The organism is Sutterella wadsworthensis 2_1_59BFAA (assembly GCF_000297775.1).
In the GTDB taxonomy this organism is placed as follows: Bacteria; Pseudomonadota; Gammaproteobacteria; order Burkholderiales; family Burkholderiaceae_F; genus Sutterella; species Sutterella wadsworthensis_A.
On sequence record NZ_JH815516.1, the window covers coordinates 316,805 to 338,639 of the forward strand.

Sequence of the window (21,835 nt, forward strand, 5' to 3'; positions counted from 1 at the left end):
CGGGATCCGGCCTCTGTCCCTTTCCAGGAAATATCCTGGTCCCGACGGATCTTGGCTTTGCGCAGTTTCCCCTCCATTGTGCGTGATTCTTTCAAGGTTCAAGTGAGTCGAATAAGGGATTACCCACCCCCTCCGTTCTATGCACCTTTATTCTCCTTCGTGCCCGCCGCCTCTTTCGGCAGCGGAGTTTCATCATAGTGAGAAAAAAATGAACAAGAGTTTCAAAGTTGTGTTCAGCAAGGCGCGTGGCGCCCTGATGGTCGTCAACGAACTGACGTCCTCCGTGCAGGCCAAGGGCACGAAGACGGTGATCGCCGTTGCGGTAGCCTCGCTCGTGGCGGGCGGCGCCATGGCCGCCGATACGGCGAAGCCGGGTGCGCTCCTGAGCTGGAACGGGACCGAACTCGTCGGCCAGGCAGAAGGCGAAGGTCTGGTCTACAGTACCAAAGACGGTGTTCTCACCATCACGGCTACGGGCCAGAAGACGGGCGCTGAGGGCGTTCCCGGCTATGGCGTCGTGACGAATCTCTACCACGCCGATGCTACGGGCGGCACGGACATTCTTGCCAAGACGGGCGTCTCGATCACCGGCAGTAACTTCAAGAACAACGCCAGCACCAACGCCGGCGGGGCCGTGACGCTCTGGCAGGACGGCGGCGCAGAGGCTCAGCCCCTTGCTCACAGAATCTCCGCCTCCACGTTCGAGGGCAACTCCGCCAATTTCGGCGGCGCGGTCGCTCTCATGAACCAGATCGCCTTTGCGAAGAATGACGGCACCACTCTGTCCGAGGGGAACGTCTACAAGAGCAATACCGGCGCTTCGGGCGGTGCCATCTACGTCGAGGGTTCCGTCCTTACGTCCAAGGGTGACGTATTCACGAAGAACAAGGCCACCGGCAAGGGCGGCGCCGTCTACGTCAACAACAAGGGCGCGCTCTTTGTTGAAAACGGCCGCTTTGAGGAAAATTCTGCCGTCCGCGGCGGTGCTATCACCAACGACAACGGCTCTCCCCTCATCGTCCATAACTCCGTCTTCTCGAAGAACATTGCCTCCGAATACGGCGGCGCCCTCTTCCACGGCAACGGTCAGTTCGAGGTATACGACTCCGAATTCACCAACAACACGTCCACCCGGTCCGGCGGCGCCGTTGCGTCCGTTTTCGACGTTGCCAATACGTTGAAGTTCGTGCGCTCGACGTTCACGGGCAACAAGGGCTTCCTCGGCGGCGCCATGGCCATCTATTACGGCCTTGAGGTGACCGACAGCAAGTTCACTGGCAACACTACGACCGGCATTGACGACGGCGGCGGTGCCATCACTCTTGGCGGTCACGCCAAGGTCAGCATTACCGGAACCACCTTCGACGGCAACACGGCTAATCTCGGTGGTGCCATCTCCACGCGTCCCGCCAACGGTCTGGATCTCGGGAACGCCACGAATCCGAAGGGCGACGGTCACTGGCTTCAGATCAGCAACAGCACCTTCACGAACAACGTTGCCACCGTCGAGGACAAATTAAACAATACGGCTGCCTATTCGGGCTACGGCATGTTCAACGGCTTCGGCGGCGCAATTGCGACCGGTTTCCGCGGCTCCACGATGAATGGCGTCTCTATCGGCAACTACATCGAGTACTCCACCTTCACGGGGAACAAGGCCAGTTACGGCGGCGGCGCTCTCTACAATCAGGGCAACCTCACCGTCCGTGGCACCACGACCTTTGCCGGCAACACCGCCCAGTACGGCGGCGCCGTCTACACGGATGCAAACAGCCTCACCTTTGATGCGACCTCCGCCTCCGACGTGATCTCCTTCACGAACAATACGGCCACAGCCGCAAATGGCGGCAGCGACCTTTACCTCGGCAAGCACACCCGCGTCGACACCGACAAGGCCAACTACAAGGCCGCTGAAGTCAATCTGACCGGTCTCGGCACGATCAGCTTCGGCGGGTCCATCGCAGGTCTTGCGGGCACTTCCATCAATTCGTCTGCGGCCAAGGTGAGCATTGCAGACGCTGCCGCATTTGCGGGTGACTTCAAGATCACTGATGGTCTTACTCAGATCTCTGGCGCGAAGTTCTTCGGCGGCAATGTCTCCGTTGAAGGCGGCACGCTCGCCGTCGACGGTGCTTGGACGGCTTCCGGCTCCACGACGCTCAAGGGCGGCATGATCACCACCGCCGGTGCCAACGTCTTCAAGAAGGGCGACGACGGCAAGTACGGCACGACCCTCACCGACGGGTGGACTGCACTCAACAAGACGAACGGCAAGGTCGAACTGACCGACACCGGCTATGACTACACGATTGAACAGCTTCGTGCAGCCCAGGACGCCCTTAACGGCGGTTCCGGCAACGCCGTCCAGCTCGTGCTCCACGGCACGCTCAAGGTCGAGCAGCCTCTGACCGACAAGACCGTTGACGGTCTCGTCGCCGCTGACCAGACTGTTTCCGCCAACGCATCGGGCAACTTCGTTGTCTCGAACGGCACGACCGTCGGCAGCATCGACTTCAAGGAAGCGGAGAACGCTGAAAGCGTCGCCATCACCACGGGTACTGCCACCCTCACGATCGAAGGCAACGGCGGCGACGTCTTCGCCAACCTCTCCGACACGGTCAAGACCGTCGACGCCTCCAATAGCTCCGTCGCGCTTGGTCAGTCTGAAGAAAGCAAGGGCAGCGTGAACGTCGAGACCCTGAAGGTCAAGAACCTCGAAGTCGTCGGCACGTTCGACGCCGTCAACGCCGAAGTCGAATCGCTCGACGTCTCCGGCAACTTCACGGCCGCCGAACTTAAGGTTGCTGAAGGCGACGTGACGGGTACGCTTTCCGCAGACAAGCTCACCGGTACCGCCGACAAGGTGATCAACGTGGGTGATGATGTCGACGCCGGCAACGTCCATCTCGATACGCTCGCCCTCAACGGCGGCACGATCTTCCTCGATCCCAGCTGGACAGGCGACGACACCATCGACAAGGGTTCCTTCCTTGCCGTCACCAACCTCAAGGATTCTGTCCTCACGGGTCGCATCGTTGTGGGTCAGAACTCCACGCTGGCTCTCGGCGGCACGAAGGCCGAGACGGTCGACGCCTACAATAGGCTCGGCAAGCGCTGGGGTGAAGACGGTGTCACGGCCGCCCTCTACATCGGCAAGGCCCTCAGCTCCGATGCGCTGAAGGACGCAGGCATTCTGGTCGACGGCAGCCTTGAAAAGCTTGTTGACGCCGGCGATCTGACGAGTCTTTCCGGCATCAAGATGAATGCAGGCAGCATGCTCATCGTCAACCAGGCAGGTGTCGGCTCCGGTACGGCCATTGACGGCAAGCTTGCTATGAGCGCCGCCTCCACGCTCGGCATCGTGAATGCTACGGAAGGCACCTTCAAGCTGGCTTCGGACCTGATGGTCAACGCTGTTGATCAGGACACCACCGTTGAAGTTGTCACGGACAATCCGTTCATCTCGGGCTCCTTCGGCACCGGCGAAAAGGCCAATACGGTCACCACGACCTTCGACTCTGAATCCGGTCTCGGCGCCATCGCCTCCACCGGCGTTCAGGCCATGGCCCGTCGCGCCGACTTCGTCATGACGGAGACGGTTGCCAACCGCACCTCGCTCGATCAGCCGATGCACGCCGGCGTCAACCTCTGGGCAGACGTCTCGGGCGAACGCTATGAAGCCGACAAGCTTGACAACAACGGCAGCTTCCGCGCCGATGCGGCCTACGCAACGTTCGGCGGCGACGTCGAAGTCCTCGAAGGCCTGACCGCCGGTCTCGCCCTCCAGTATGGCGACGCATCGCTCCGCAGCGACGTCTCCGGCATCAAGAACGACATCACCAGCTACGGTCTTACGGCCTACGCCGGCAAGTCGTTCGGCGCCGCAAAGGTCGTCGGCGAACTCGCTTGGCTCAAGTCCGAAAACGACATCACGGCCCACCAGACCGCGCTCAACCAGAAGCTTGACGCGAACATCTACTCCGCCGGCGTGCGCGCCCAGTACGAACTCGCCGCGGGCTCCTTCAAGTTCGTGCCGAGCATCGGTCTGCGCGTCTCCCGCCTGGAAACGGACGACATGACCGTCGGTTCCATCAAGGTTGACGAAGGCGACCTCACCTATGTCCAGATGCCGATTTCGCTCCGCATCTCGGGCTTCGAGGCCGACGCCGCAGGCTGGACCCTTGCTCCGAGCTTCAAGGTCGCCTATGTCCCGACCTTCGGCGACAAGGAAGTCAAGGTCCTCGGCTACAGCCAGGACGTCCTTGACATGAGTCCGGTCCAGGCCGACTTCGGTCTGCGCGCCGTCAACGGCAATCTCATGTTCAATGTTGACATGATGTTGGGCGGCGGCGAAGCCGGCACGTCCTCCATCGGCGGCAAGGTCGGCGTCAAGTACGCCTTCTGAAACTGAGATGATGCGCCTGCTGGGCGAATGCTCCGCAGCCTGACGTCAAAGAGAGGGCGCCCGGTTCCTCCGTGGGGAGCCGGGCGCCCTCTTCTTTTGGCTCGTTTCCGTCAGAACGGCCCCGGACTTTCGTCTCGGGTCCGTTCCTTCTGTCTGCCTTGGGCGCTCTCTTCGGCGTCAGTGCCTTTCGCCGCAGACGGGGCACCGCTTCCTGCGCTTCACCTTGATGGTGTCGAACTGCATGTTGAGTGCGTCGATGAAGAGCATCCTGCCGCAGAGCGTCGAGCCGATGCCTGCGGCGATCTTCAGGGCCTCGGTGGCCTGAAGCGTCCCCACGATGCCCGTGACCGACGAGAAGACGCCGACGGCTGCGGCCTTGACGTCGTTGCCCGGATCGTCCTCCTCGAAGATGCACTCGAAGCAGGGAGATTCGGGCACGGAAGGATCGAAGACGGTGAGCTGGCCCGAAAAGCGCACGGCGGACGCAAAGACGAGGGGCTTCCCTGCATCATGCGCGGCCCTCGAGACCGCGATGCGGGTTGCGAGGTTGTCCGTGCAGTCGAGGATCACGTCCACATTCTTCACGAGGGCCTTGAGCTTCACGGCGTCCGCGAATTCGGGCACGGGGATGATGCGGCAATGGGGATTGAGCCTCTCGACCGCGATGGCGGCGCTCTTGGCCTTGTTGACGTTGACCGTCGACGTCGTGTGAAGGATCTGGCGCGAGAGGTTCGAGACCGACACCGTGTCGGCGTCGACCACCGTGATCGTGCCCGCGCCTGCAGCGGCGAGGTAGAGGATGGCGGGAGAGCCAAGGCCCCCTGCTCCGATCACAAGAAAGTGCGCGCTGCTGATGGCGGCCTGCCCTTTCTCTCCGAGCTCGCGCAGAATCATCTGGCGGCTCACGCGCTCCCTGAGGTCTCCGGGAAAGACGTTCCCGCTGGCTTCGTGCTCAAGATCCTTCATGATTTTTGTGACTCCGTGAGACTGATGCGTCTTATTCGGCGTAGAGAACCGTGGAGAGATAACGTTCGCCGTTGTCGGGGAAGATCACGACGATGTTTTTGCCTTCGTTTTCGGGGCGCTTCGCGAGTTCCGTCGCGGCATGGAGGGCGGCGCCGCCCGATATGCCGATGAGGATGCCTTCGGCTTTCGGGAGGGCGCGCGCAGCTGCGATCGCGGCGTCGTTCGGCACGCGGAAGACCTCGTCGACCACCGAGGCGTCGTAGTTGCCCGGCACGAAGTTCGCGCCGATGCCCTGGATGGCGTGCGGACCGGCCTTGCCGCCCGAGAGGACGGGACTCGCATCAGGCTCGACCGCCACCACCTTGACGGCGGGATTCTTCTCCTTGAGATAGCGGCCGTTGCCCGTCACCGTGCCCGACGTGCCCACGCCCGCGACAAACATGTCGACATGTCCGTCCGTGTCGGCCCAGATCTCCGGACCGGTCGTGAGGTAGTGGGCGAGCGGATTGGCGGGGTTTTCGAACTGCTGCGGGATGAAGCTGCCGGGAATCTCGCGGGCGAGTTCCTCGGCCTTCTCGATGGCGCCCTTCATGCCGGCGACGCCGGGCGTGAGGACCACTTCTGCGCCGTAGGCCTTGAGCAGCATGCGGCGCTCGACGCTCATCGTCTCAGGCATCGTGAAGATGGCGCGATAGCCGCGGGCGGCGGCAATGCTCGCGAGCCCGATGCCCGTGTTGCCCGAGGTGGGCTCGATGATGACGGCGCCCGGACCGATGAGGCCTGTCTTTTCCGCTTCGAGGATCATCTGGCGCGCGGCGCGGTCCTTGACGCTCCCGGCGGGATTGAGGGCCTCGATCTTGGCGATGACGTTCGCCTTGAGGCCGTGGAGCCTCATCCAGTTGTTGAGCTGCAGAAGCGGCGTGCCGCCGACAAGTTCGAGGCTCGACTGATGAATCATGATGTTTCTCCTGTGCGTGTTTGGAGTTGTCGTTGTGCTGCGGGATCTCCGTCCGGCGTCCGAAGGTGTCTTCCCGACGGATGCCCGCCTGCTCCACTCTCCCGGGAAGAACGCCGTCCGGCGCCCGAGAACACCCGTCCTGCAGGCGTTCGCATAATTCCCGAGTGAGTTGGTAGGAAATTGGATCCTACTCCATCACACGCTGTTTTGCAATGGTTTGCGTCTCTGCGCCCGAAGCGGATCAAAGCGCGGAGGTCGTCCGTCGATCTTAGCAAAGATGAGGGCCGGGCTGTGGTTGAGATCAGGGCGGAAAGCTCGTCGGAAGTGTCCGGAGGGCCTCAGGCGGACTTGTCGGAGGAAAAGCCGTTGAGGATTCTCGCGAGGAGCGCTTCGGCGAATCGGGCCTCGTCGGGCGTGAGCGAGCGCGTCACGAGGGCGTCGAGTTCGGAGGAGATGCGTTCGGACACGGGGATGAACGCCCTGCCCTTTTCGGAAAGCCTCAGGTTGATGACACGTGAGTCCTCGGCCGAGCGCTCGCGCGCGACGTAGCCCAGATCTACGAGCTTCGTGACGAGGGCTGAAACGGTGGACTTCGAGCGGTGCGTGAGGCGTGAGAGCTCCATCACCGTGGCGGTTTCCTGTTCGGTCAGCACGTGCAGGATGTCGCCGTGGCACGGGAGCAGTTCGCCCATGCCTTCGCGCTTGAGCGACTCGAGAATGAATGTTGAGGTGGCCTCCGAGAGGCGGCCTGCAAGAAAGGGGATGCGGGTGTTTTCCTTCATGAGGCGATGTTAGTTCGAGGGCGAACGAAAGTCAACGAACCGCAGGACGAAAAGGCCCGCTGGAGGCATGAAGCCTGCGGCGGGCCGTGCGCATGACGGATTGGGTGGAATCCGGGCGTCGACTACTTGAGGAGGACGTCCTTGAGGAACTTGTCCTCGGCCTCGCGAGCCTCAGGCTCGTTCATGAGCGTGTGCGGCGCGTCCTTGATGAGGACGATGCGGGCGTTGGGATTGCCCTGGAGCGCCTTGCTGCAGTTGCCGACGGCCTCGTGGTTGCCGAGATAGGGATTGGCCTGCGAGAAGTACTTGTCCTTCGAGCTCATGATGTTGAGGACGGGCATGCCGTCGGGAATTCTCGTCTTGTGCTGGACGACGTGGTAGTTGTTTTCGCACGACCAGGAGAAGATGATGCGGCCCGCTTCGGCGGGTGCGGCTTCGGCGCGCACGTAGCGGGCCACGGCGACTGCGCCTTCGCTCGTGCCTGCGATCACGAACCTGCCGTTGAACCAGGGCTGTTTCGCCAGGAATTCGACGGCCGCCGTGAGTTCGCTCGCACGAAGCGCGTGGATCTTCTCATAGTCCATCGGGTCGATGGGCGAGGTGTAGGTCATGCGGTCGGGGAGCTGGAAGGAGTCGGCCGTGAAGCTTGCGATGCCGAGCTCGTCCGCGAGACGCTTCTGGAAGGCCTTGATCTGCGGATTGATGCCGCCCGAGCCGTGCACGAAAATCACGGCGGGCGCCTTTCCCTTCGTTTCGGGCGCGCGGATGTTGGTGCCTTCGTATGTCTTGTCGCCCGTCACGGATGCGGGCAGCACCGTCCAGGACTGCGCCATGGCCTCGGCCATCGTGCGGTCGGTCTGCACCCAGGCCTTCCCCTTGATCGTGCCCTGCGGCACGTCGGCGGACATGGCGGGCGCGGCGAGCGCAATGAGAAGCGCGGCGGCAAGTGCGGAAATCCTTGTGTTCATGGTCTCTCTCTCCTTGATGAACGTTCGTGCGCACCGGGACTCGGGTCGATTCACCCGTCGTGCTGCAGGCGCACCCTGCCAAGAATAGTCGTATTGCCCGCATTCGGGCGAGCGCCGAAAAACTCTGAAACAACGAGCGGCCATGGGTCGTCGTGGTGCCGTGTCGTCATGCTCAACAACGATAAAGGCCCTCCTTCAGACGGGCTCCCGGATGGACGGGAGCCCGAAGGAGAGCCTTCCGGCATGCTCAGGCCTGCGCCGTCACGATGGGCGGCGCGGGACGGGACGGATCACTTCCCCTGAGCGGCGTTCGTGCCGGCGGTGCGGCCGAAGACCATGCAGTCGGCGATGGCGTTGCCGCCGAGGCGGTTGGAGCCGTGGATGCCGCCCGTCGTTTCACCGGCGGCGTAGAGGCCCGGAATCACCTTGCCGTTGACGTCAAGCACCTGTGCGTCGGCGTTGATCTGCAGGCCGCCCATCGTGTGGTGGACGGTCGGGACCTTCTGGCAGGCGTACCAGGGGCCTTCGGTCATGACCTTGTCGGCCTTGTTGTTGGCGACGAAGCCGAGCGGATCCTTCTTTTCACCGCGTACGACGGCGTTGTAGGTGTCGATCGAACCCTTGAGGTTTTCGACCGGCATCTTGAGCTTGGCGGCAAGCTCCTCGAGCGTGTCGGCTGCGACGACGCGGCCGAGATCGATCATGTCGCCCACCTTGGCGCCGTTGCGGTCAACCCACGTGAGGCTCGGATAGCGCAGATGGTTGACGAGCACGTAGTAGGTCGAGTCCTTCTGTGCGAAGATGGCCTTGGCGAGGACGTCGCGGGCTGCGCCTTCATTGACGAAGCGGTTGCCGTCCGTGTTGATGAAGACGCGGTTGCGGCCCGACGTGCGGATCATTTCCATGAGGCCCGTGCCCGGCGTGCCGCAGGGATGAACCTGAATGTCGGCCATGCCGATCACGTTCGCGCCGACTTCCTTGCCCATCAGGATGCCGGAGCCCTGGGCGGACTTCTGGAAGTTCGTGCAGCCGATGCTCTTGCCGAGGTCGTAGTCTTTGAAGACGCCCGTGTTGACTTCCTGACGGAGCTTCACGTTGGCGCCGAAGCCGCCGGTTGCAATGATCACGCCCTTTTCAGCCTTGAAGAGCGTGTAGCGGCCGGTCTTGTTGTGCTTGGCAAGCACGCCCGTCACGCGGCCGTCGGCGTCCTTGAGCACGTCTTTGGCTTCAATGTCGGTGATGACCTGCACGTTGGGATGCTCGGCGATGTACTTCTCGAAGACGCGGATGTAGGAGTTGCCCGACGGAGTGGCGGGATAGTGGGAGCGCTGCCAGAGCGCGCCCGTGGCCGTGCCGACCTCGTCCTTGAACTTCACGCCGATCGATTCGAGCCATTCGACGGCGGGATAGGCGCCTTCACAGAGGTGTTTGACGAGCTCGGGGTTGCCCACGTTGTGGCCGCCCTTGAGCGTCTGGTCGATGTGTTTCGCAACGGAGTCCTCGATGCCGAGCTTGGGCTGGCGGATCGGGTCGGCCGCATTGAGCGCGCCTTCGGAGACGTTCGTCGAGCCGCCGAGAAGGCCGAGCTTTTCGAGCACGATCACGTCGGCGCCCGCCTGGGAGGCGGCGACCGCAGCGGCAAGGCCGGAACCGCCGCCGCCGATGATGACGACCTGCGTCTTCATCGTGTTGGGGAGCGCCTTGTACTCTTCAACATTCTTCTTCAGGTCCTTGAGGTCCTCGGCGGAAACCTTGGCCTGCTTGAGGCATTCGCCCACGGCGTACTTGAGCGCCATCGAGCTGATCGTGGCGCCCGTGACGCCGTCAACGCCGAGACTCTGCTTTTCGAGAATCCTGCCGCCCACCTTTTCAAGGGCGAGCTGGCCGACGCCGATCGTCTCAAGGTTCTTCGACCAGTCGATCTTCTCGATTTTGTGCTTCGAAACCGTGACGGCGACCGTCATGGCGGCATTGTGCGCGTTCACTTTGTAGGTGTAGGTGCCGGGCACGTAGGTGGCGGCGGAAGCGGACATCGAGGCGACGGCAAGTGCGGCGGCCGCGGCGATCGTGGTGAGTTTCATGGTGGTTCTCCTCTTGACTTGCGCGCGCTGCCTGAAGCCGTGGTCAATGGGCGTCAAAAAAAAGTCGGCGCGCAGGCCGGCAAGGCGGCGCTTGAACGCGGAGACCTTGCGCGGTGCGTAATGATGATATCAATAAAAGCCCCGGTGCGATCATGGGGTTAACCCTCGCCTTTTTGACCTGACCAACGAAGTCCGATGGTTGTTTTGAGCCGCGCGTCCGGGAACGCCGTGCCGACGCCTCCGACTGCAGGCCTCATCGTCATCATCCGCATCTTCCGCGTCGGCGTCTTCAGGCTCGTGCATGGAGGGCGCCTGCGAGGGGATCTTGTCGACAAAAGACCGTCTGTTCCAGACCGTTTCCGCCGATTGGGCGGTATTGCCTAGGGAGAGCACCCGAGGCGCCTTGATGGGCGTCGAAGAACAGCGAGAAAGCCTGAAACGACTGTGCCCGAGCCCTTGCGAAGCGCTGAGCGATGAGGCACCATGTGTCTCAAGGGAGGCGCGACCTGTTCCGAGAACGGGCGGCACAAAAACTCCCTGCCAGATTCCTCTTCGTCGAGAGCGGCCCACGGCGCAGTGTTCGACGAGCCTTCAGAGGCCTGCGATGGCATGAGATCCGCGCGGGCCTTTTCGATTGAGTGCAGCCTTCCTGCCCTTTTCCAAGGGCGGAATCGAATCAACAGGCCGGAGGGGATTTCACCAACAAGGCGCGGAATCAGGCATGATGTGAAATGCGGACCGGAGGGGACCGCCTCAACGCCAGGGCCGACCGGCCGGCATCCCCTTCTCCATGCCTTCAGAACAAAGACCAGACGGAGCATCCATGACCGACAGCACGACCAAGAAGCCCGCGGAGCTTGAAAGCCTTCGCGCCGACATCGACCGCAGCGACGAAGCCATCGTCGGCGCACTTCGCACGCGGCTGGGCGCCGTCAGGCGCATCGCCGAGGTCAAGCGCCTTCAGGGCCTTCCCGTCTACGACGCCGTGCGCGAGGCGTCCCTTCTCTACAAGTTGCGCTCGATGGCGGGTTCCGACGTCGAGGGCGTCGCCCTGCCCGTCTACCGCACTATGATGGCCGCGGCCCGCCGCTTCGAGGCCCAGAGTCAGGAGGCGGGCGAAGCCGTCTCCGGCACCGTCACCCTGCGTCTTCGCAGCCCCGCCGACTTCACCGCCGTCACGGAAATCTTCGCCGTGCACGACTACGTGCCTGAAAGCCTCTCCTGGGTCAATCCCGTCATCGTGCTCTCCGCCACGAAGCCCCTCCCCGCCTCCATGGTCCGCGACCTGCGCGAGCACGGCATCCGCATCGAGGCACAGAACGCCTGAGCGCGTTCAGCCTGAACGCCTATGAAGAGGCCGGCAGCAGACGATCCGCCGGCCTTTCTTTAGTTCACCAAGAATAAAGAACCCTTGCGGGAACTCTATTGATTCGATCTTCTTCTTCGGCATGCGGCAATGGCCTTCCCGGCCTTCTCCCGGGCCTTCAGTTGAGCTTCGGTCCGGCCTCTCAAAAATTCAAGAGCTGCGCATGACTCGAATGGTCGCCTGTTTCGCAATGGGCATGGATGCATTGCTGACATGGGACGACGTCTTCGACTCTCGGCAGAAGCGGCATGAGTCAGGCATTCGCGAGCACGGCCTGCTTCAGGCGGGCAGTCCGTCAGTTGTCGTCAGGAAAGTGCTGCAGGCGCGCGAGATTCAGGTGGACAATTGCGGTTCTTTCGAAGGCGTTCTCGATTTCCTGCGCCTCCTCGGCCAGCACGTAAAGCGGACCACGGGTGCTGCCCGTCACGGACTCGGGTCCCGTTCGAACGTTGCCGGGCAGCCCATGGGTGACCGTTTCGTGAAGGTCGCACAGAAAGGGAACGGAGAGGACGGGCTGCGCGTGCCAGTCGCAACAGACCTCAACAAAGGCTTCATGGACATTTGTGAACACCAGCGCATCGTCCAAAGGCCTTGCCCCGGCCGTGCATCCTCAAAGGCTCTCGTGATTTTCGGCAGGCACTCAACCGGGTGCTCTTCGGACAATGCGGTGAGCGTCGCCCTTTCCACGTCCGAAAAATCGGTCTGCACTTCAAAAAGGAAGGCCGGCAATGCATGTTCAGGTCGAAAAACAATGGCGGATCGGGCAATCCGAGTGTTTCTCGGAGATCGTATGTCTGACAGGTATGCGAGGAGTTGACTGACGGCCGTTTCCTGAGCGAAAAAGGCCGTCCTTTCGTCGGTTGATTATTCGGGCCTGCTGCACGCCATGGCGAAGCTGCGCTCAAAGATCTCGCCTTCGCGGTCCTCGATCTGGGTGGACGCCTTCGGGTCGATGTGCCCGTCGAAGATGTTGACCCACTTGCGCGAGAGGGGACGCCTGGCGAACACCTCGCCCTTGATGAAGGGGGCGGCGGTGCGCACGCGCTCGACGGCGCGCAGTTTTCTGCCTTCGCAGTCGACCTCGAATCGGGTCGCGGTCGTGCGGACGTACTTGAACCTGAGGCTCAGGTCCGCGAGGTCCTCGGGATAGTTCATGAGGCCGTACCAGGCGCTCGTCCTGCTGTCGGCCTTCCAGAAGGCCATGACGGTCCCGAACTCCTGACGGCCGACCCAACCGTCATATTCGACATAGCCGTCGGCGAGCATCTTCATCGGAAAGCCCCAGACGGCGATCACGCTCTCAAGGGACGGCATTGCCGGCGCCTCCTGACGGGGAGCGCTCGGGCAAACCTTCACCGGCAAGTCCTTGTTCGCCTTTTCCTGAGGCGCTTCCCGCCCCTCCTCTGCGGCTTCGCAGACGGCGGAGCCGAGGACGGCGAGGCATCCAGCGGCGGCAGCCAGGGTTCGGGTCTTCTGTTCGAATGTCATGGTGAGGTTGTCAAAAAAGCTCTTCTGTTTGACTGAGTTCCGACATTTTAGGCACTTTTCCTTAGTCCTGTTTGATTTTTTGCAATGAAAACGCCGTCTTTACGCGACCTTGCGTTGGCTCGGGAACGTTTCGGCATGATGGCCGAGCCCCTGGGCGTAACAAGTCGCTGCCTTTTGACGTCTGTGCCCTCGCCCGACCCGAGCTGATGGTCGAGAGCCTTCCCGAGTCGAACAAGGGCAACCTCACGTGCTTCCCGCGCCCTGACGGGGCCCTCGCTTCAGCCTGAAAGTCCGAACCTGCGCCTTCGTCGTACACATGTGAGGCGAAGGCGCATTTTTGTGCCGAATTGTCTCTGGCACCTGACGGATTTGATCCTGATCAAGCGTTTTAAGCCTCGCCCAAGGGATTTTCGCTAAACTCAGGTCTGGTCAAATTTTTCATACGGCACCTTCTGTAAAAATAAGGACAACCCGCCATGATCTCCCGTCGTGATCTTCTCTGCGCCGGCGCGCTCGCTCCGCTTTCGACGTATTCCTTTGCCGCTCCCGCCTACAAGGCCGGCAAGGAGTACCTGACCGTTCACCCGATGGCCCCCACGCCGGCGGACAAGATCGAAGTCGTTGAATTCTTCGCCTACACCTGCCCGCACTGCCTGCAGTTCCACCCGGTCTTCCATGAGTGGGCACAGAAGGCCCCCGAGGACGTCAGCATCCGCATCTGCCCCGTCGCCTGGCAGCCGAAGTACCTTCCGTTCACGGACACCTACTTCGCGCTCGAGGCCCTTGGTCTGCTTGACAGCCTGAGCATGCCGTTCTTCGAAAGCATCATCTACCAGACGCGCTCCTACAACTTCGACAGCGCCACCCGCGACATCCATGACTTCATGGTCGAAGCCGGCGTCGACGGCGCCAAGTGGGACGCCACGTTCAACAGCTTCGGCGTGAAGAACAAGTCCCGCAACGCCACGATGCTCTGGAACGCCTACCAGATCGACTCCACGCCTATGGTCGGCGTCGGCGGCAAGTTCACGACCGGCCCCCACCTCGCCGGTTCCCGCCAAGGCACGCCCGCCGTGATCGACTACCTCGTCGACCAGATGCGCACGCTCAGAAAGTAATTCCGAACGTCATTCCCGCAGTCCTCCGGGACCTGCACAAACGCCTCCGACGTCCCCCGACGCGGAGGCGTCTTGTTTGTGTGCTCGGCATGAGCACGTTCTAACGGGTGAAAGTCCCGAGAGGGGCTGGCAGTTGCAACCTCATAGCCAAAAGCAAAGTGTGCGTCGCGACGCGTAGGCTGAAAGAAGCTGGAAGCAAACCCTTTGATTACCTCGCGCAGTCGAGGCAGAAGCCTTGAAGAGTACAGGAGGGAGCTGAAGGCTTTCGTCCTTGGCTAGGTCAACTATTCCGCGGCGTCGACGATGGCGAAATTCGTCAGACGCACCGATGAATGGTTGGGTAGACGCATCCGACAGATCTACTGGAAGCAGTGGATGAAGGTTCGGACTAAGTTTGCGGCGCTCAGGAAACTGGGCGTAGACGACAAGGTGGCTTGGAAGTGGGGCAATACCCGTAAGTCGTACAGGTATACAGCAAACAGTTGGATACTCTCGACTTCGCTGCCAAATGACCGACTCCGAGAATTGGGATGGACGTGCCTAGGGGACGTCTACAAGTAGGAAGTTCTCTGAGGCTATTGATAACCGCCCACTGCGGATCAGCACGGGGGGGGGGCTGAGGACCGAAAGTCCTCCCCTCCCTATCCGATTGTCCGGGTGAAGCCAAGCGCCCAAATCGCGTCATACACAAGTCTTCGCAGAGGAACAAAAATACCTCCGTTCGGTGTGTTGCGGAATTGATATACTTTTCGGGTTTCGAAACGACTGCAGGACAGGGATTGGCAATGAATTAGGGGAAAACCCTACCCCCCTTCGGGTAAAAGGTAATTTGAGCGTGTTTCTTACTTTTGAGAGGAGAACTCGCATGTCGGGCTTCAAACTTGCACCCCTTTCCCTGATCGTCGGATCGCTGTTCGTCGTCAACGCCGTTCAGGCTCAGGACTTCACGCTTGACGGTTCCTCGGCCGACGTCACGCAGAACGTCACCGCCGAAGACAAGATCACGTCCCTGAATGTTTCGGGTGGCCATACCGGCACGATCACCGGCGAGACGATCACCATCAGCGGAACGGGCAATGTGGCGAACGTTACAACAGCTGGCCATCCCACGGCAACGGTCTCCACCCTGACGATCGGCACGGACCAGACGAAGAAGGTCTCCATCACGACGGACAAGGACTGGGATCTCTACAACAATGGATCCAGCCTGACGGTGCTGGGTGAGGAGATTCATCTCGAACGCACGTCCGCGGATGGCGCTAACTATGGCGAAGCCTTCCGCACAACGGGCTACGGCACGACCAAGGTTGGCAATGAAAAGACGAAGCTCGTCTCCATCAAGAGCAAGGGCGACTGCATTGCGCTGTTGCCGTACGGTGGCAAGAGCCAAACGAACGGCAGCGTGACGGTGACGGCTGAAGAGATCCGTCTTGAAGCCGGTGCCAACGGCATCTGGGCCCAGAACAACTCCACCGGCATCGAAGGCGCATATGCTCCCGTTGTGTTGAACGCCACGAAGGGCATTCACATCACGGCCGGCAGCTCCGCGCTCGTCGCAATGTCCCAAGGGAGGATCGAACTCAACGGCAACACGTACATCAAGGGCGAGAACGCCATCCTGACCCGCGGTGAATCCATCGTCACGATCAACAAGTCCGGCAAGGACATCGTCCAGATGGAGGGCGACATCAATTTCAACTATGACAAGCCGACGTCCGGGACTGGTGTCGACGCGGACGTCAATATCAATCTGTCGGGTGCGGACTCCTACTGGGTCGTGACCTGGGGCCAAGGCAAGCCGGATGACCTCGCCAAGCTTGAAGTCCATGATCTGACGCTTTCGCTCAGCGACGGCGCGCAGTGGACGCCGACGAAGATCGTTGAGAATGATGTTGTGAACAACGGCACGATCTATACGAATATGAACAACCTCGTTCTCAACGGCGGTGCCGTCAATGTCACGAGTCCCGACGTCCAGGTGACTGTCGACAACCTGACGGGTGACGGCGGTGCGGTCAATCTTGCCACCGATCTGACGGCTGAGGAAGGTCAGCAAGCCGGTACGATCACGGTCACCAAGGCCGACGAGAACACCGACCTGACCGTCAAGCTCAAGAACGCCGACATGACGAAGGATCTGACGGCCGACGACGTCACGCCCGAACAGGCCGCGGCCCTGAACAAGAACGTGCAGGGCGATGTCAAGTCGACCGTGAAGGTTGACGAAGGCATGTACAACGGCGCCTTTGACGTGACGGACGCCGGCTCCACCATCAGCCGCGGGCCCAACAGCGTCATGCAGTCCACGCTCGAACTCGCGGCTGCAACTCCCCTTGCGCTCAACCGCATTCTCGTCAACGACGTTCACAAGCGCATGGGCGACATCCGCTCCATGAAGACGACCTCCGGCGTCTGGGCGCGTTATGACGGCGGCAAGCTCTCCGGCGACGCGGACCTCGAAAACGACTTCCACACCATTCAGGTCGGTGTCGACACGATGCCGACGGCCGACGCGCCGCGCTTCGGCGTTGCTCTGGCCTACACGATGGGCGACGCCGAATATGCTCGCGGCGAAGCCGACATGGACGCCTTCAGCCTCGCGGCCTACGGACTCTGGATGGGTGAAGCCGGTCAGTTCGTCGACGTCGTGGCTCGTCTCGGCAAGGCTTCGACCGACATGACGGTGGACGGCAGCAAGAAGGGCTCGATGGACAACATCGTCACCGCGCTCTCCGGTGAATTCGGCTGGCGCTTCGACCTGACGAAGTCCTTCTACCTCGAACCGCAGGTTGAACTGGCCTACACTCACGTCGATGCCGACGACCTCGTCCTGTCCGACGGTTCGAACTACCGCTTCGACGACGCCGACAGCTTGATGGGCCGCGCCGGCTTCGCGCTCGGCTTCCAGTGTCCCGAAACGGGCAACTCCGCGTACGTCCGCGTGTCCGCCGTGCATGAATTCATGGGCGACGCCGGCGTCACGGGCGGCAACGGCACCGTCTATGAAATCGACGGCAAGGACACCTGGGTTGAATACGGCCTCGGCGCCAATTTCATTCTGACGAACTCCACCTACCTCTGGGCGGACGTCGAACGTACCAGCGGCGGTTATCTTGACGAAGACTGGCGTGCTACCGTCGGCGTTCGCTACAACTTCTGACGACAGGTCGACCCGTCCGTTCATGACGTGATGAACGGTTCGGTACGTCGGGCGCTCGGCTCCTCACCTCGATGGCCGGGCGCCTTTTCCATCCTAACCCGAACGTCATTCCCGCAGTACTCAGGGACCTGCACGAACGCCTCCGACGCCAATCGACGCGGAGGCGTTTTGTTTACCTTCTCATTTCCTCTTTCCGTGCTCGACGAGCATGGCGTGTGCCGAGAGTCCGTCCTGCGCTTCTTCAAGCGTCGGGAGTATCTTCTCCTCAAAGACCTTCGCCGCCGTCTCGGCCGTGAGCATGACCGCCTCGGCCGCTGAACGCCGGTCGCCCACAAACCACATCCTTCGTCGCCTCACGCTCGCCTGCACGGGCTCGATCACGAGGTTCTCGAGAAACATCCGCCCGCACCAGAGGTTCGTGGGCGGAAGCAGCGACCAGCCGCCCGTCTCAGCCATGAGGCCAACGAGCTTGTGGGAAGAACTCACGAGAATGCGCCTCGCGGGCCGAACATCCATCGTCCTCAGAATTCGTTCGCTCTCGACCTCGTCCGAACTCCCGCCGCATACCCGGTGAAGTGCCTCGTGGCGGCAAGGGTCCTCACATCCGTCGTCCTTTCGCCCGCCGCGCGTCCCGCGCAGAGCAGAAAGTCATCGTCATGCAGTAGCGCCCGAGCTCGACCGCATCATCGAAGGCGTCGAGGTGCTCGGCGACGTCTTCGGCGCGAAGGCTGATGCCTTCAGGCACGTCGTCAAGCTCGGCCGCACCTGCTGGCAGGACTCGCTCCCGCACACGCTCGGAGAGGAGTTCGGCGGCTATGCCGCTCTCATGCGGCGTCTGGCCGGCAAGCTCCGTGCCGTGCTTCCGGGGTGCTTTGAGATCTGCATGGGCCGGCACGGGGCTCGGAGCCGATCCCGGCTACATGGACGCCCTCTACCGCCACCTTTCCGACATCTATGGCGAAGAGGTCCGCCCGACGGCGTCTCTCTTTGACGGCCTGCAGAACGCAGACTTCTTCGTGACGGTCTCGGGGCTCGTCAAGGAGGTCGCGACCTTGCTCTCCAAGATCACTAGGGACCTGCGCCTCATGAGCAGCGGCCCGCGCTCGGGCTTCATGGAGGTCCGGCTGCCGCCCTGAGTCTCGGAAACTCCATCATGCCGGGCAAGATCAACCCGACGCTTTCCGAGATGGTGATCCAGATCGCCCACCAGGTTGTCGGCAACGACGTCGCCGTCTCCATGGCAACGACGAGGGCGAACTTGACCTCAACGTTTGGGATGCCACCTTCTACAAGTGCCTCTTCGAGAGCATGCAGCTCGTCGGCGACGAACTCGTCATCCTGAGGCGCGACTGCGTCGAGGGCATCGTCGCCTGCGAGGATCGCTGCCCCGCCGAAGCCGAAAGCTCCATCGCGCTCTCGCGCGTCCTCGCAACCATCTTCGGCTACCCCGAGGGCGTGAAGGTCGCCCACTACTGCGAAGAGCACGGCGTCACCGTGAAGGAGGCCGTCCTCGCCATGGGCCTTCTCAACGAGGCCGACGCCGACCGACTTATCGATCCCATCCTCATGACCGACCCCGAGGCCATGGCTCGCGCCATCGCTGAAATCAGGGCGCGCATCGACGGCTGATGACATTCGACTGAGACGAAGACCGTGTGTCCGGGCCCCTCCGGCGAGGTGCTGCATCCCTCTCCGGTGGGGCCTCCTTCTTTTTAGAAGTCCCGAACGGGACCTCTGTTCTCGAGATTCGACATAGGTCAAATCAGGTAAGGGAAAATTTACACTTCAGCCTTGCATACCGTCGACGCGCCCTGCTTCAGGCCCCATGACATCGGTCGAGAGAGGGTTGAGAGAGGCCTCCGGGGACCGTCATCCTTACAGTCGTACTGCAGTTGCCGGCATGTGGATGTTCTGCAAGCGACTGTCATGCAGGCACTGTGAGGAGGCTGGTTTTCTCATATGTTCTGAAGGGGCCTCCGGAGAGCATACTTGTCCTGGATTTGTCTCAATGAGTACACTTCCGTATTCAGGCAGGCGGGCAGGCTCATTTTCTGCTCCACTTTTGCGTGCCTTCCTCTGCGCGAATTCTCTCATGGATTCAAGAGCTTTCGGTTCTGTTATGAGCAAAGAAACGCTAGGGTTATCCCCTTACGCAAGGAAGGGCAAAGTAGTGCATTCTTCTCAAGAGGCCGTCCGATCCACCTGCCTCCGGTGACGGGACATCCTCACGCGCTCCGTCGGCACTCTTCCTTTCGACAGAGCTGCGCCCCTCCCTCAACCATCGGGAGGGCTGCCTGCTCATGAAGCATGGCATCGTTTGGCCCGGAGCGCCTCCAGTCAAGGCGCCGGGCCTTCTTTTTTTTCGGGACTTCCTCGAGGGTCATCTCATCCGCCAACGGTTGACGGCTGTTCCTGTTCTTCACAGAAACAGCCGCAGGAAGCCTCCGAATTCATTCGGATGGAGGAATGCGGCAAACCTCTCTCTTCCGATCTATTTGGTTGTCCCCGATGAAAGGCGTGTGTCTTCCCACCCCCCTGTGCTAAGGTACTTCCATGAGCACGAAATCCTTCATCATCAGTCTTCCGATCATCACCGGCGATCAAGACCGCCGTCGGCTGCGGAAGAGCTTCAGCTTCGGCTGCAACCTTCAGAACGCCGTCATGGGTGGTGGATGGGATCGTGTTCTGATACATGGTCAGCTCCCTTTTTGCAAGGGTTGGGTGTCGCTTTTAGGGTACAGCTTCCCCCTGAGGGCGCGCAAACCCAAACGCGCGCCCTCATTCAATTCCGTGGCGAAGCCACATTCTGAAAACGTAACTCGATGGTCTGAAGCTCCGGCGTCGCGTGTTGGCGCACGAATAGGCTAAATTCCCCATTCTCCTGCCTGGAAAGCGCTTAGAGAGACGCTCGAGAGCCTACATCGACTCGCGCACAATTAGCTGTCATCAGTCTTCGATCCCGTCCAAATCTTTAGCGCGGAACGCGCTAGTGACTTCGTTCAGACTTCTACCAGAAGAACCGCTTTCAACAATAATCGAAGTTGAAGAAAGGGCTTCACTGAAATACATCCGCGGTCAGGAGGCATTCATTCCTAAGCCTCCGCCGACATAGTGAGATTCGGGACAATAGAGGTGCTTTATAAAAATGGCGTGATTAATGCCATCAAGGCGATATCACATCAGAACACTCAGCATCACTCTATTGCGTTGAGCACGATTCATCACTAGTAGTTGCCTTCGTAGTCCTTGGCGGAATATTGCCGATGATCGCTATGCGCGATCCGTACCTTTAACGGCTCGGGACGGGGGTGTAATCTACCTTGTCCTTCATCAGGCGATAAACAATTCTGGCGATCTTGGCTGCAATTGCACAGACAATCACACCTCGTTTCTTGCCGCTGTCTCGCAACTTTCGAACCCAATCGCCAAAATTCCCTTTCAGCTTATCGGCGTGCATGAGTATTACCTGTCCGCATTGCACCAGATTCGCTCGCAGCCTCTTGGGGCCGCATTTTGTGATGCCGTTTAGCGTGGTGTTGCCACCGGTGCTGTTCTGCTTTGGAACAAGCCCAATGGAGGCGGCAAACTGCCCGCTGTTTTTGAACCGCCCGATGTCGCCTCCGATGTGCACCAACATTCCGACTGCCGTCTGAGCACCAACCCCCGGTACGGTCATAATGCGTTGGGCGTCGTCATCCGTCTTGGCGATCTCCTCCATGCGCTTTTTGGCTTCCTCCTCTTGCTCGAACAGGTTGAGCCACATCTCGCGTCGTCGGAGAAAAGACGACATCACTTCCTCAGGAATCGGTTCCGCATTCTTTTCAAGGTGAGCCATCATGCGAGACTGGATGAATTTTTTCGACTTGGGTCCGGGACAGCCGAACTCTTCGAGACCGGCATGGATCTGATTCCCCACCTGGATCCGCAACTCCTGAATGCTCTTGTACTCGTTCTGAAGGAATTGCAGCGACTGTTGGCGTTGATTCTTCACGAAGACGAATTTGGTGCCGGGGACGTAGAGGAGCCTGGCAATGTAGTCCGCATCTCGAATGTCGTTCTTTTGACAAACATTGCGCAATGCCTTGACATCAGCCCCTTTGACGAGCCGGGTGTCATGGCCGAGATCGGCAATGTCACGTGCGCGAACATGGCAACCTTTGCATGACTCCATCAGGACAACTGCAGGCTGTGCGTTTGCAAGCCATTCCATAAGGTGCGGGTAGGCCCAGTTGGCTTTGGTGAAGCAGATCTTGTTGTCGGCATTGTATGCAACAACGTCGCAATGGTCTTTGGCCAGGTCGATGCCGATCGCAACGGCAATCTTGCGTTTCTCAAAAACTTGTGTAGTATTCATGACGAAGCACTCCTCTTATCGTTTGAGTTTTCACTGGACTCATTGGCACTTAGATGCCGCGGTACTCTCGGCCAGAAGCGAGATTTAAGAGAGAGTGCTTCTTTTGTTTGCAAGTTGTCAAGTTCTGCATTGATGGTCTCCGGTGTTCGATGCCCCTTCTGGAGCTGACCATCTAATTAAAATGCGCGC

Annotated in this window: 15 protein-coding genes and 1 pseudogene; 7 read left to right on the top strand and 9 right to left on the bottom strand. The window is 60.7% G+C overall.

Translation table 11 applies throughout. From position 1 onward, the window contains the following. Positions 1 to 208: 208 nt before the first annotated feature. Complete coding sequence (locus tag HMPREF9465_RS07205; protein WP_005435519.1) at positions 209 to 4,405, top strand: autotransporter domain-containing protein; 4,197 nt, start codon at positions 209 to 211, stop codon at positions 4,403 to 4,405. 177 nt (positions 4,406 to 4,582) lie between these two features. Here HMPREF9465_RS07205 and HMPREF9465_RS07210 read toward each other — a convergent pair whose 3' ends face one another. From HMPREF9465_RS07210 to HMPREF9465_RS07230, 5 genes are all read right to left on the bottom strand, one after another. After that, a complete protein-coding gene (locus HMPREF9465_RS07210) occupies positions 4,583 to 5,371 on the bottom strand; it encodes a HesA/MoeB/ThiF family protein (RefSeq protein ID WP_005435521.1) in 789 nt (262 codons plus the stop codon). A gap of 31 nt (positions 5,372 to 5,402) precedes the next feature. Continuing rightward, a complete protein-coding gene (cysK, locus tag HMPREF9465_RS07215; RefSeq protein WP_005435523.1) occupies positions 5,403 to 6,329 on the bottom strand; it encodes a cysteine synthase A in 927 nt (308 codons plus the stop codon). A gap of 338 nt (positions 6,330 to 6,667) precedes the next feature. Next, positions 6,668 to 7,111: a MarR family winged helix-turn-helix transcriptional regulator gene (locus HMPREF9465_RS07220; RefSeq protein WP_005435526.1), complete on the bottom strand. Its 444-nt coding sequence runs from the start codon at positions 7,109 to 7,111 to the stop codon at positions 6,668 to 6,670. A 122-nt stretch (positions 7,112 to 7,233) separates the two neighbouring features. Beyond that, complete coding sequence (locus tag HMPREF9465_RS07225) at positions 7,234 to 8,079, bottom strand: dienelactone hydrolase family protein (RefSeq protein ID WP_005435528.1); 846 nt, start codon at positions 8,077 to 8,079, stop codon at positions 7,234 to 7,236. Between the two features lie 290 nt (positions 8,080 to 8,369). Further along, on the bottom strand, positions 8,370 to 10,160 hold the full coding sequence (locus tag HMPREF9465_RS07230) for a flavocytochrome c (RefSeq protein WP_005435529.1): 1,791 nt from the start codon (positions 10,158 to 10,160) through the stop codon (positions 8,370 to 8,372). 823 nt (positions 10,161 to 10,983) lie between these two features. Here HMPREF9465_RS07230 and HMPREF9465_RS07235 point away from each other — a divergent pair. Next, positions 10,984 to 11,487 carry a chorismate mutase gene (locus HMPREF9465_RS07235; RefSeq protein ID WP_005435532.1) on the top strand — a complete coding sequence of 168 codons (504 nt, stop codon included), beginning with the start codon at positions 10,984 to 10,986 and terminating at the stop codon, positions 11,485 to 11,487. 334 nt (positions 11,488 to 11,821) lie between these two features. Here HMPREF9465_RS07235 and HMPREF9465_RS07240 read toward each other — a convergent pair whose 3' ends face one another. Beyond that, complete coding sequence (locus HMPREF9465_RS07240) at positions 11,822 to 12,097, bottom strand: hypothetical protein (protein WP_147645267.1); 276 nt, start codon at positions 12,095 to 12,097, stop codon at positions 11,822 to 11,824. Positions 12,098 to 12,390: 293 nt separating this feature from the next. After that, entirely contained in the window at positions 12,391 to 13,014 is a 624-nt protein-coding gene (locus tag HMPREF9465_RS07245) for a hypothetical protein (protein WP_005435535.1), read from the bottom strand. Between the two features lie 476 nt (positions 13,015 to 13,490). Between HMPREF9465_RS07245 and HMPREF9465_RS07250 the strand changes: the two genes are divergently transcribed. Together HMPREF9465_RS07250 and HMPREF9465_RS07260 are read left to right on the top strand one after the other, a co-directional pair. Further along, the gene (locus HMPREF9465_RS07250) at positions 13,491 to 14,132 is read left to right on the top strand and encodes a thiol:disulfide interchange protein DsbA/DsbL (RefSeq protein ID WP_005435538.1); all 642 of its coding nucleotides are present in this window, start codon (positions 13,491 to 13,493) and stop codon (positions 14,130 to 14,132) included. Between the two features lie 865 nt (positions 14,133 to 14,997). Then, positions 14,998 to 17,292, top strand: a complete 2,295-nt coding sequence (locus HMPREF9465_RS07260) for an autotransporter outer membrane beta-barrel domain-containing protein (RefSeq protein WP_005435542.1) — start codon at positions 14,998 to 15,000, stop codon at positions 17,290 to 17,292. Positions 17,293 to 17,472: 180 nt separating this feature from the next. On the opposite strand, the gene HMPREF9465_RS07265 is transcribed toward HMPREF9465_RS07260, so the two are convergent. Further along, positions 17,473 to 17,808, bottom strand: coding sequence for a hypothetical protein (locus HMPREF9465_RS07265; protein ID WP_038006969.1), 336 nt, complete (start codon positions 17,806 to 17,808; stop codon positions 17,473 to 17,475). A 184-nt stretch (positions 17,809 to 17,992) separates the two neighbouring features. On the opposite strand from HMPREF9465_RS07265, the gene HMPREF9465_RS13925 reads away from it, so the two are divergent. From HMPREF9465_RS13925 to HMPREF9465_RS13720, 3 genes and pseudogenes are all read left to right on the top strand, one after another. Continuing rightward, on the top strand, positions 17,993 to 18,283 hold the full coding sequence (locus tag HMPREF9465_RS13925; RefSeq protein WP_269208171.1) for a lyase family protein: 291 nt from the start codon (positions 17,993 to 17,995) through the stop codon (positions 18,281 to 18,283). After that, positions 18,213 to 18,634 (top strand): annotated as a pseudogene (locus HMPREF9465_RS14045) (lyase family protein). Before HMPREF9465_RS13925 ends, HMPREF9465_RS14045 begins: the two are co-directional and overlap by 71 nt. Further along, a complete protein-coding gene (locus tag HMPREF9465_RS13720; RefSeq protein WP_005435547.1) occupies positions 18,601 to 18,921 on the top strand; it encodes a hypothetical protein in 321 nt (106 codons plus the stop codon). Before HMPREF9465_RS14045 ends, HMPREF9465_RS13720 begins: the two are co-directional and overlap by 34 nt. Positions 18,922 to 20,581: 1,660 nt before the next feature. Here HMPREF9465_RS13720 and HMPREF9465_RS07275 read toward each other — a convergent pair. Continuing rightward, positions 20,582 to 21,646, bottom strand: a complete 1,065-nt coding sequence (locus HMPREF9465_RS07275) for an IS110 family transposase (RefSeq protein WP_005434726.1) — start codon at positions 21,644 to 21,646, stop codon at positions 20,582 to 20,584. Positions 21,647 to 21,835: the final 189 nt, after the last annotated feature.

What these genes read in the sequence shown, in the direction of transcription:
- HMPREF9465_RS07205 (WP_005435519.1), top strand. Translation starts at nt 209, where the DNA reads ATGAACAAGAGTTTCAAAGTTGTGTTCAGCAAGGCGCGTGGCGCCCTG.
- HMPREF9465_RS07210 (WP_005435521.1), bottom strand. Translation starts at nt 5,371, where the DNA reads ATGAAGGATCTTGAGCACGAAGCCAGCGGGAACGTCTTTCCCGGAGAC.
- cysK (WP_005435523.1), bottom strand. Translation starts at nt 6,329, where the DNA reads ATGATTCATCAGTCGAGCCTCGAACTTGTCGGCGGCACGCCGCTTCTG.
- HMPREF9465_RS07220 (WP_005435526.1), bottom strand. Translation starts at nt 7,111, where the DNA reads ATGAAGGAAAACACCCGCATCCCCTTTCTTGCAGGCCGCCTCTCGGAG.
- HMPREF9465_RS07225 (WP_005435528.1), bottom strand. Translation starts at nt 8,079, where the DNA reads ATGAACACAAGGATTTCCGCACTTGCCGCCGCGCTTCTCATTGCGCTC.
- HMPREF9465_RS07230 (WP_005435529.1), bottom strand. Translation starts at nt 10,160, where the DNA reads ATGAAACTCACCACGATCGCCGCGGCCGCCGCACTTGCCGTCGCCTCG.
- HMPREF9465_RS07235 (WP_005435532.1), top strand. Translation starts at nt 10,984, where the DNA reads ATGACCGACAGCACGACCAAGAAGCCCGCGGAGCTTGAAAGCCTTCGC.
- HMPREF9465_RS07245 (WP_005435535.1), bottom strand. Translation starts at nt 13,014, where the DNA reads ATGACATTCGAACAGAAGACCCGAACCCTGGCTGCCGCCGCTGGATGC.
- HMPREF9465_RS07250 (WP_005435538.1), top strand. Translation starts at nt 13,491, where the DNA reads ATGATCTCCCGTCGTGATCTTCTCTGCGCCGGCGCGCTCGCTCCGCTT.
- HMPREF9465_RS07260 (WP_005435542.1), top strand. Translation starts at nt 14,998, where the DNA reads ATGTCGGGCTTCAAACTTGCACCCCTTTCCCTGATCGTCGGATCGCTG.
- HMPREF9465_RS07265 (WP_038006969.1), bottom strand. Translation starts at nt 17,808, where the DNA reads ATGGATGTTCGGCCCGCGAGGCGCATTCTCGTGAGTTCTTCCCACAAG.
- HMPREF9465_RS13720 (WP_005435547.1), top strand. Translation starts at nt 18,601, where the DNA reads ATGCAGCTCGTCGGCGACGAACTCGTCATCCTGAGGCGCGACTGCGTC.
- HMPREF9465_RS07275 (WP_005434726.1), bottom strand. Translation starts at nt 21,646, where the DNA reads ATGAATACTACACAAGTTTTTGAGAAACGCAAGATTGCCGTTGCGATC.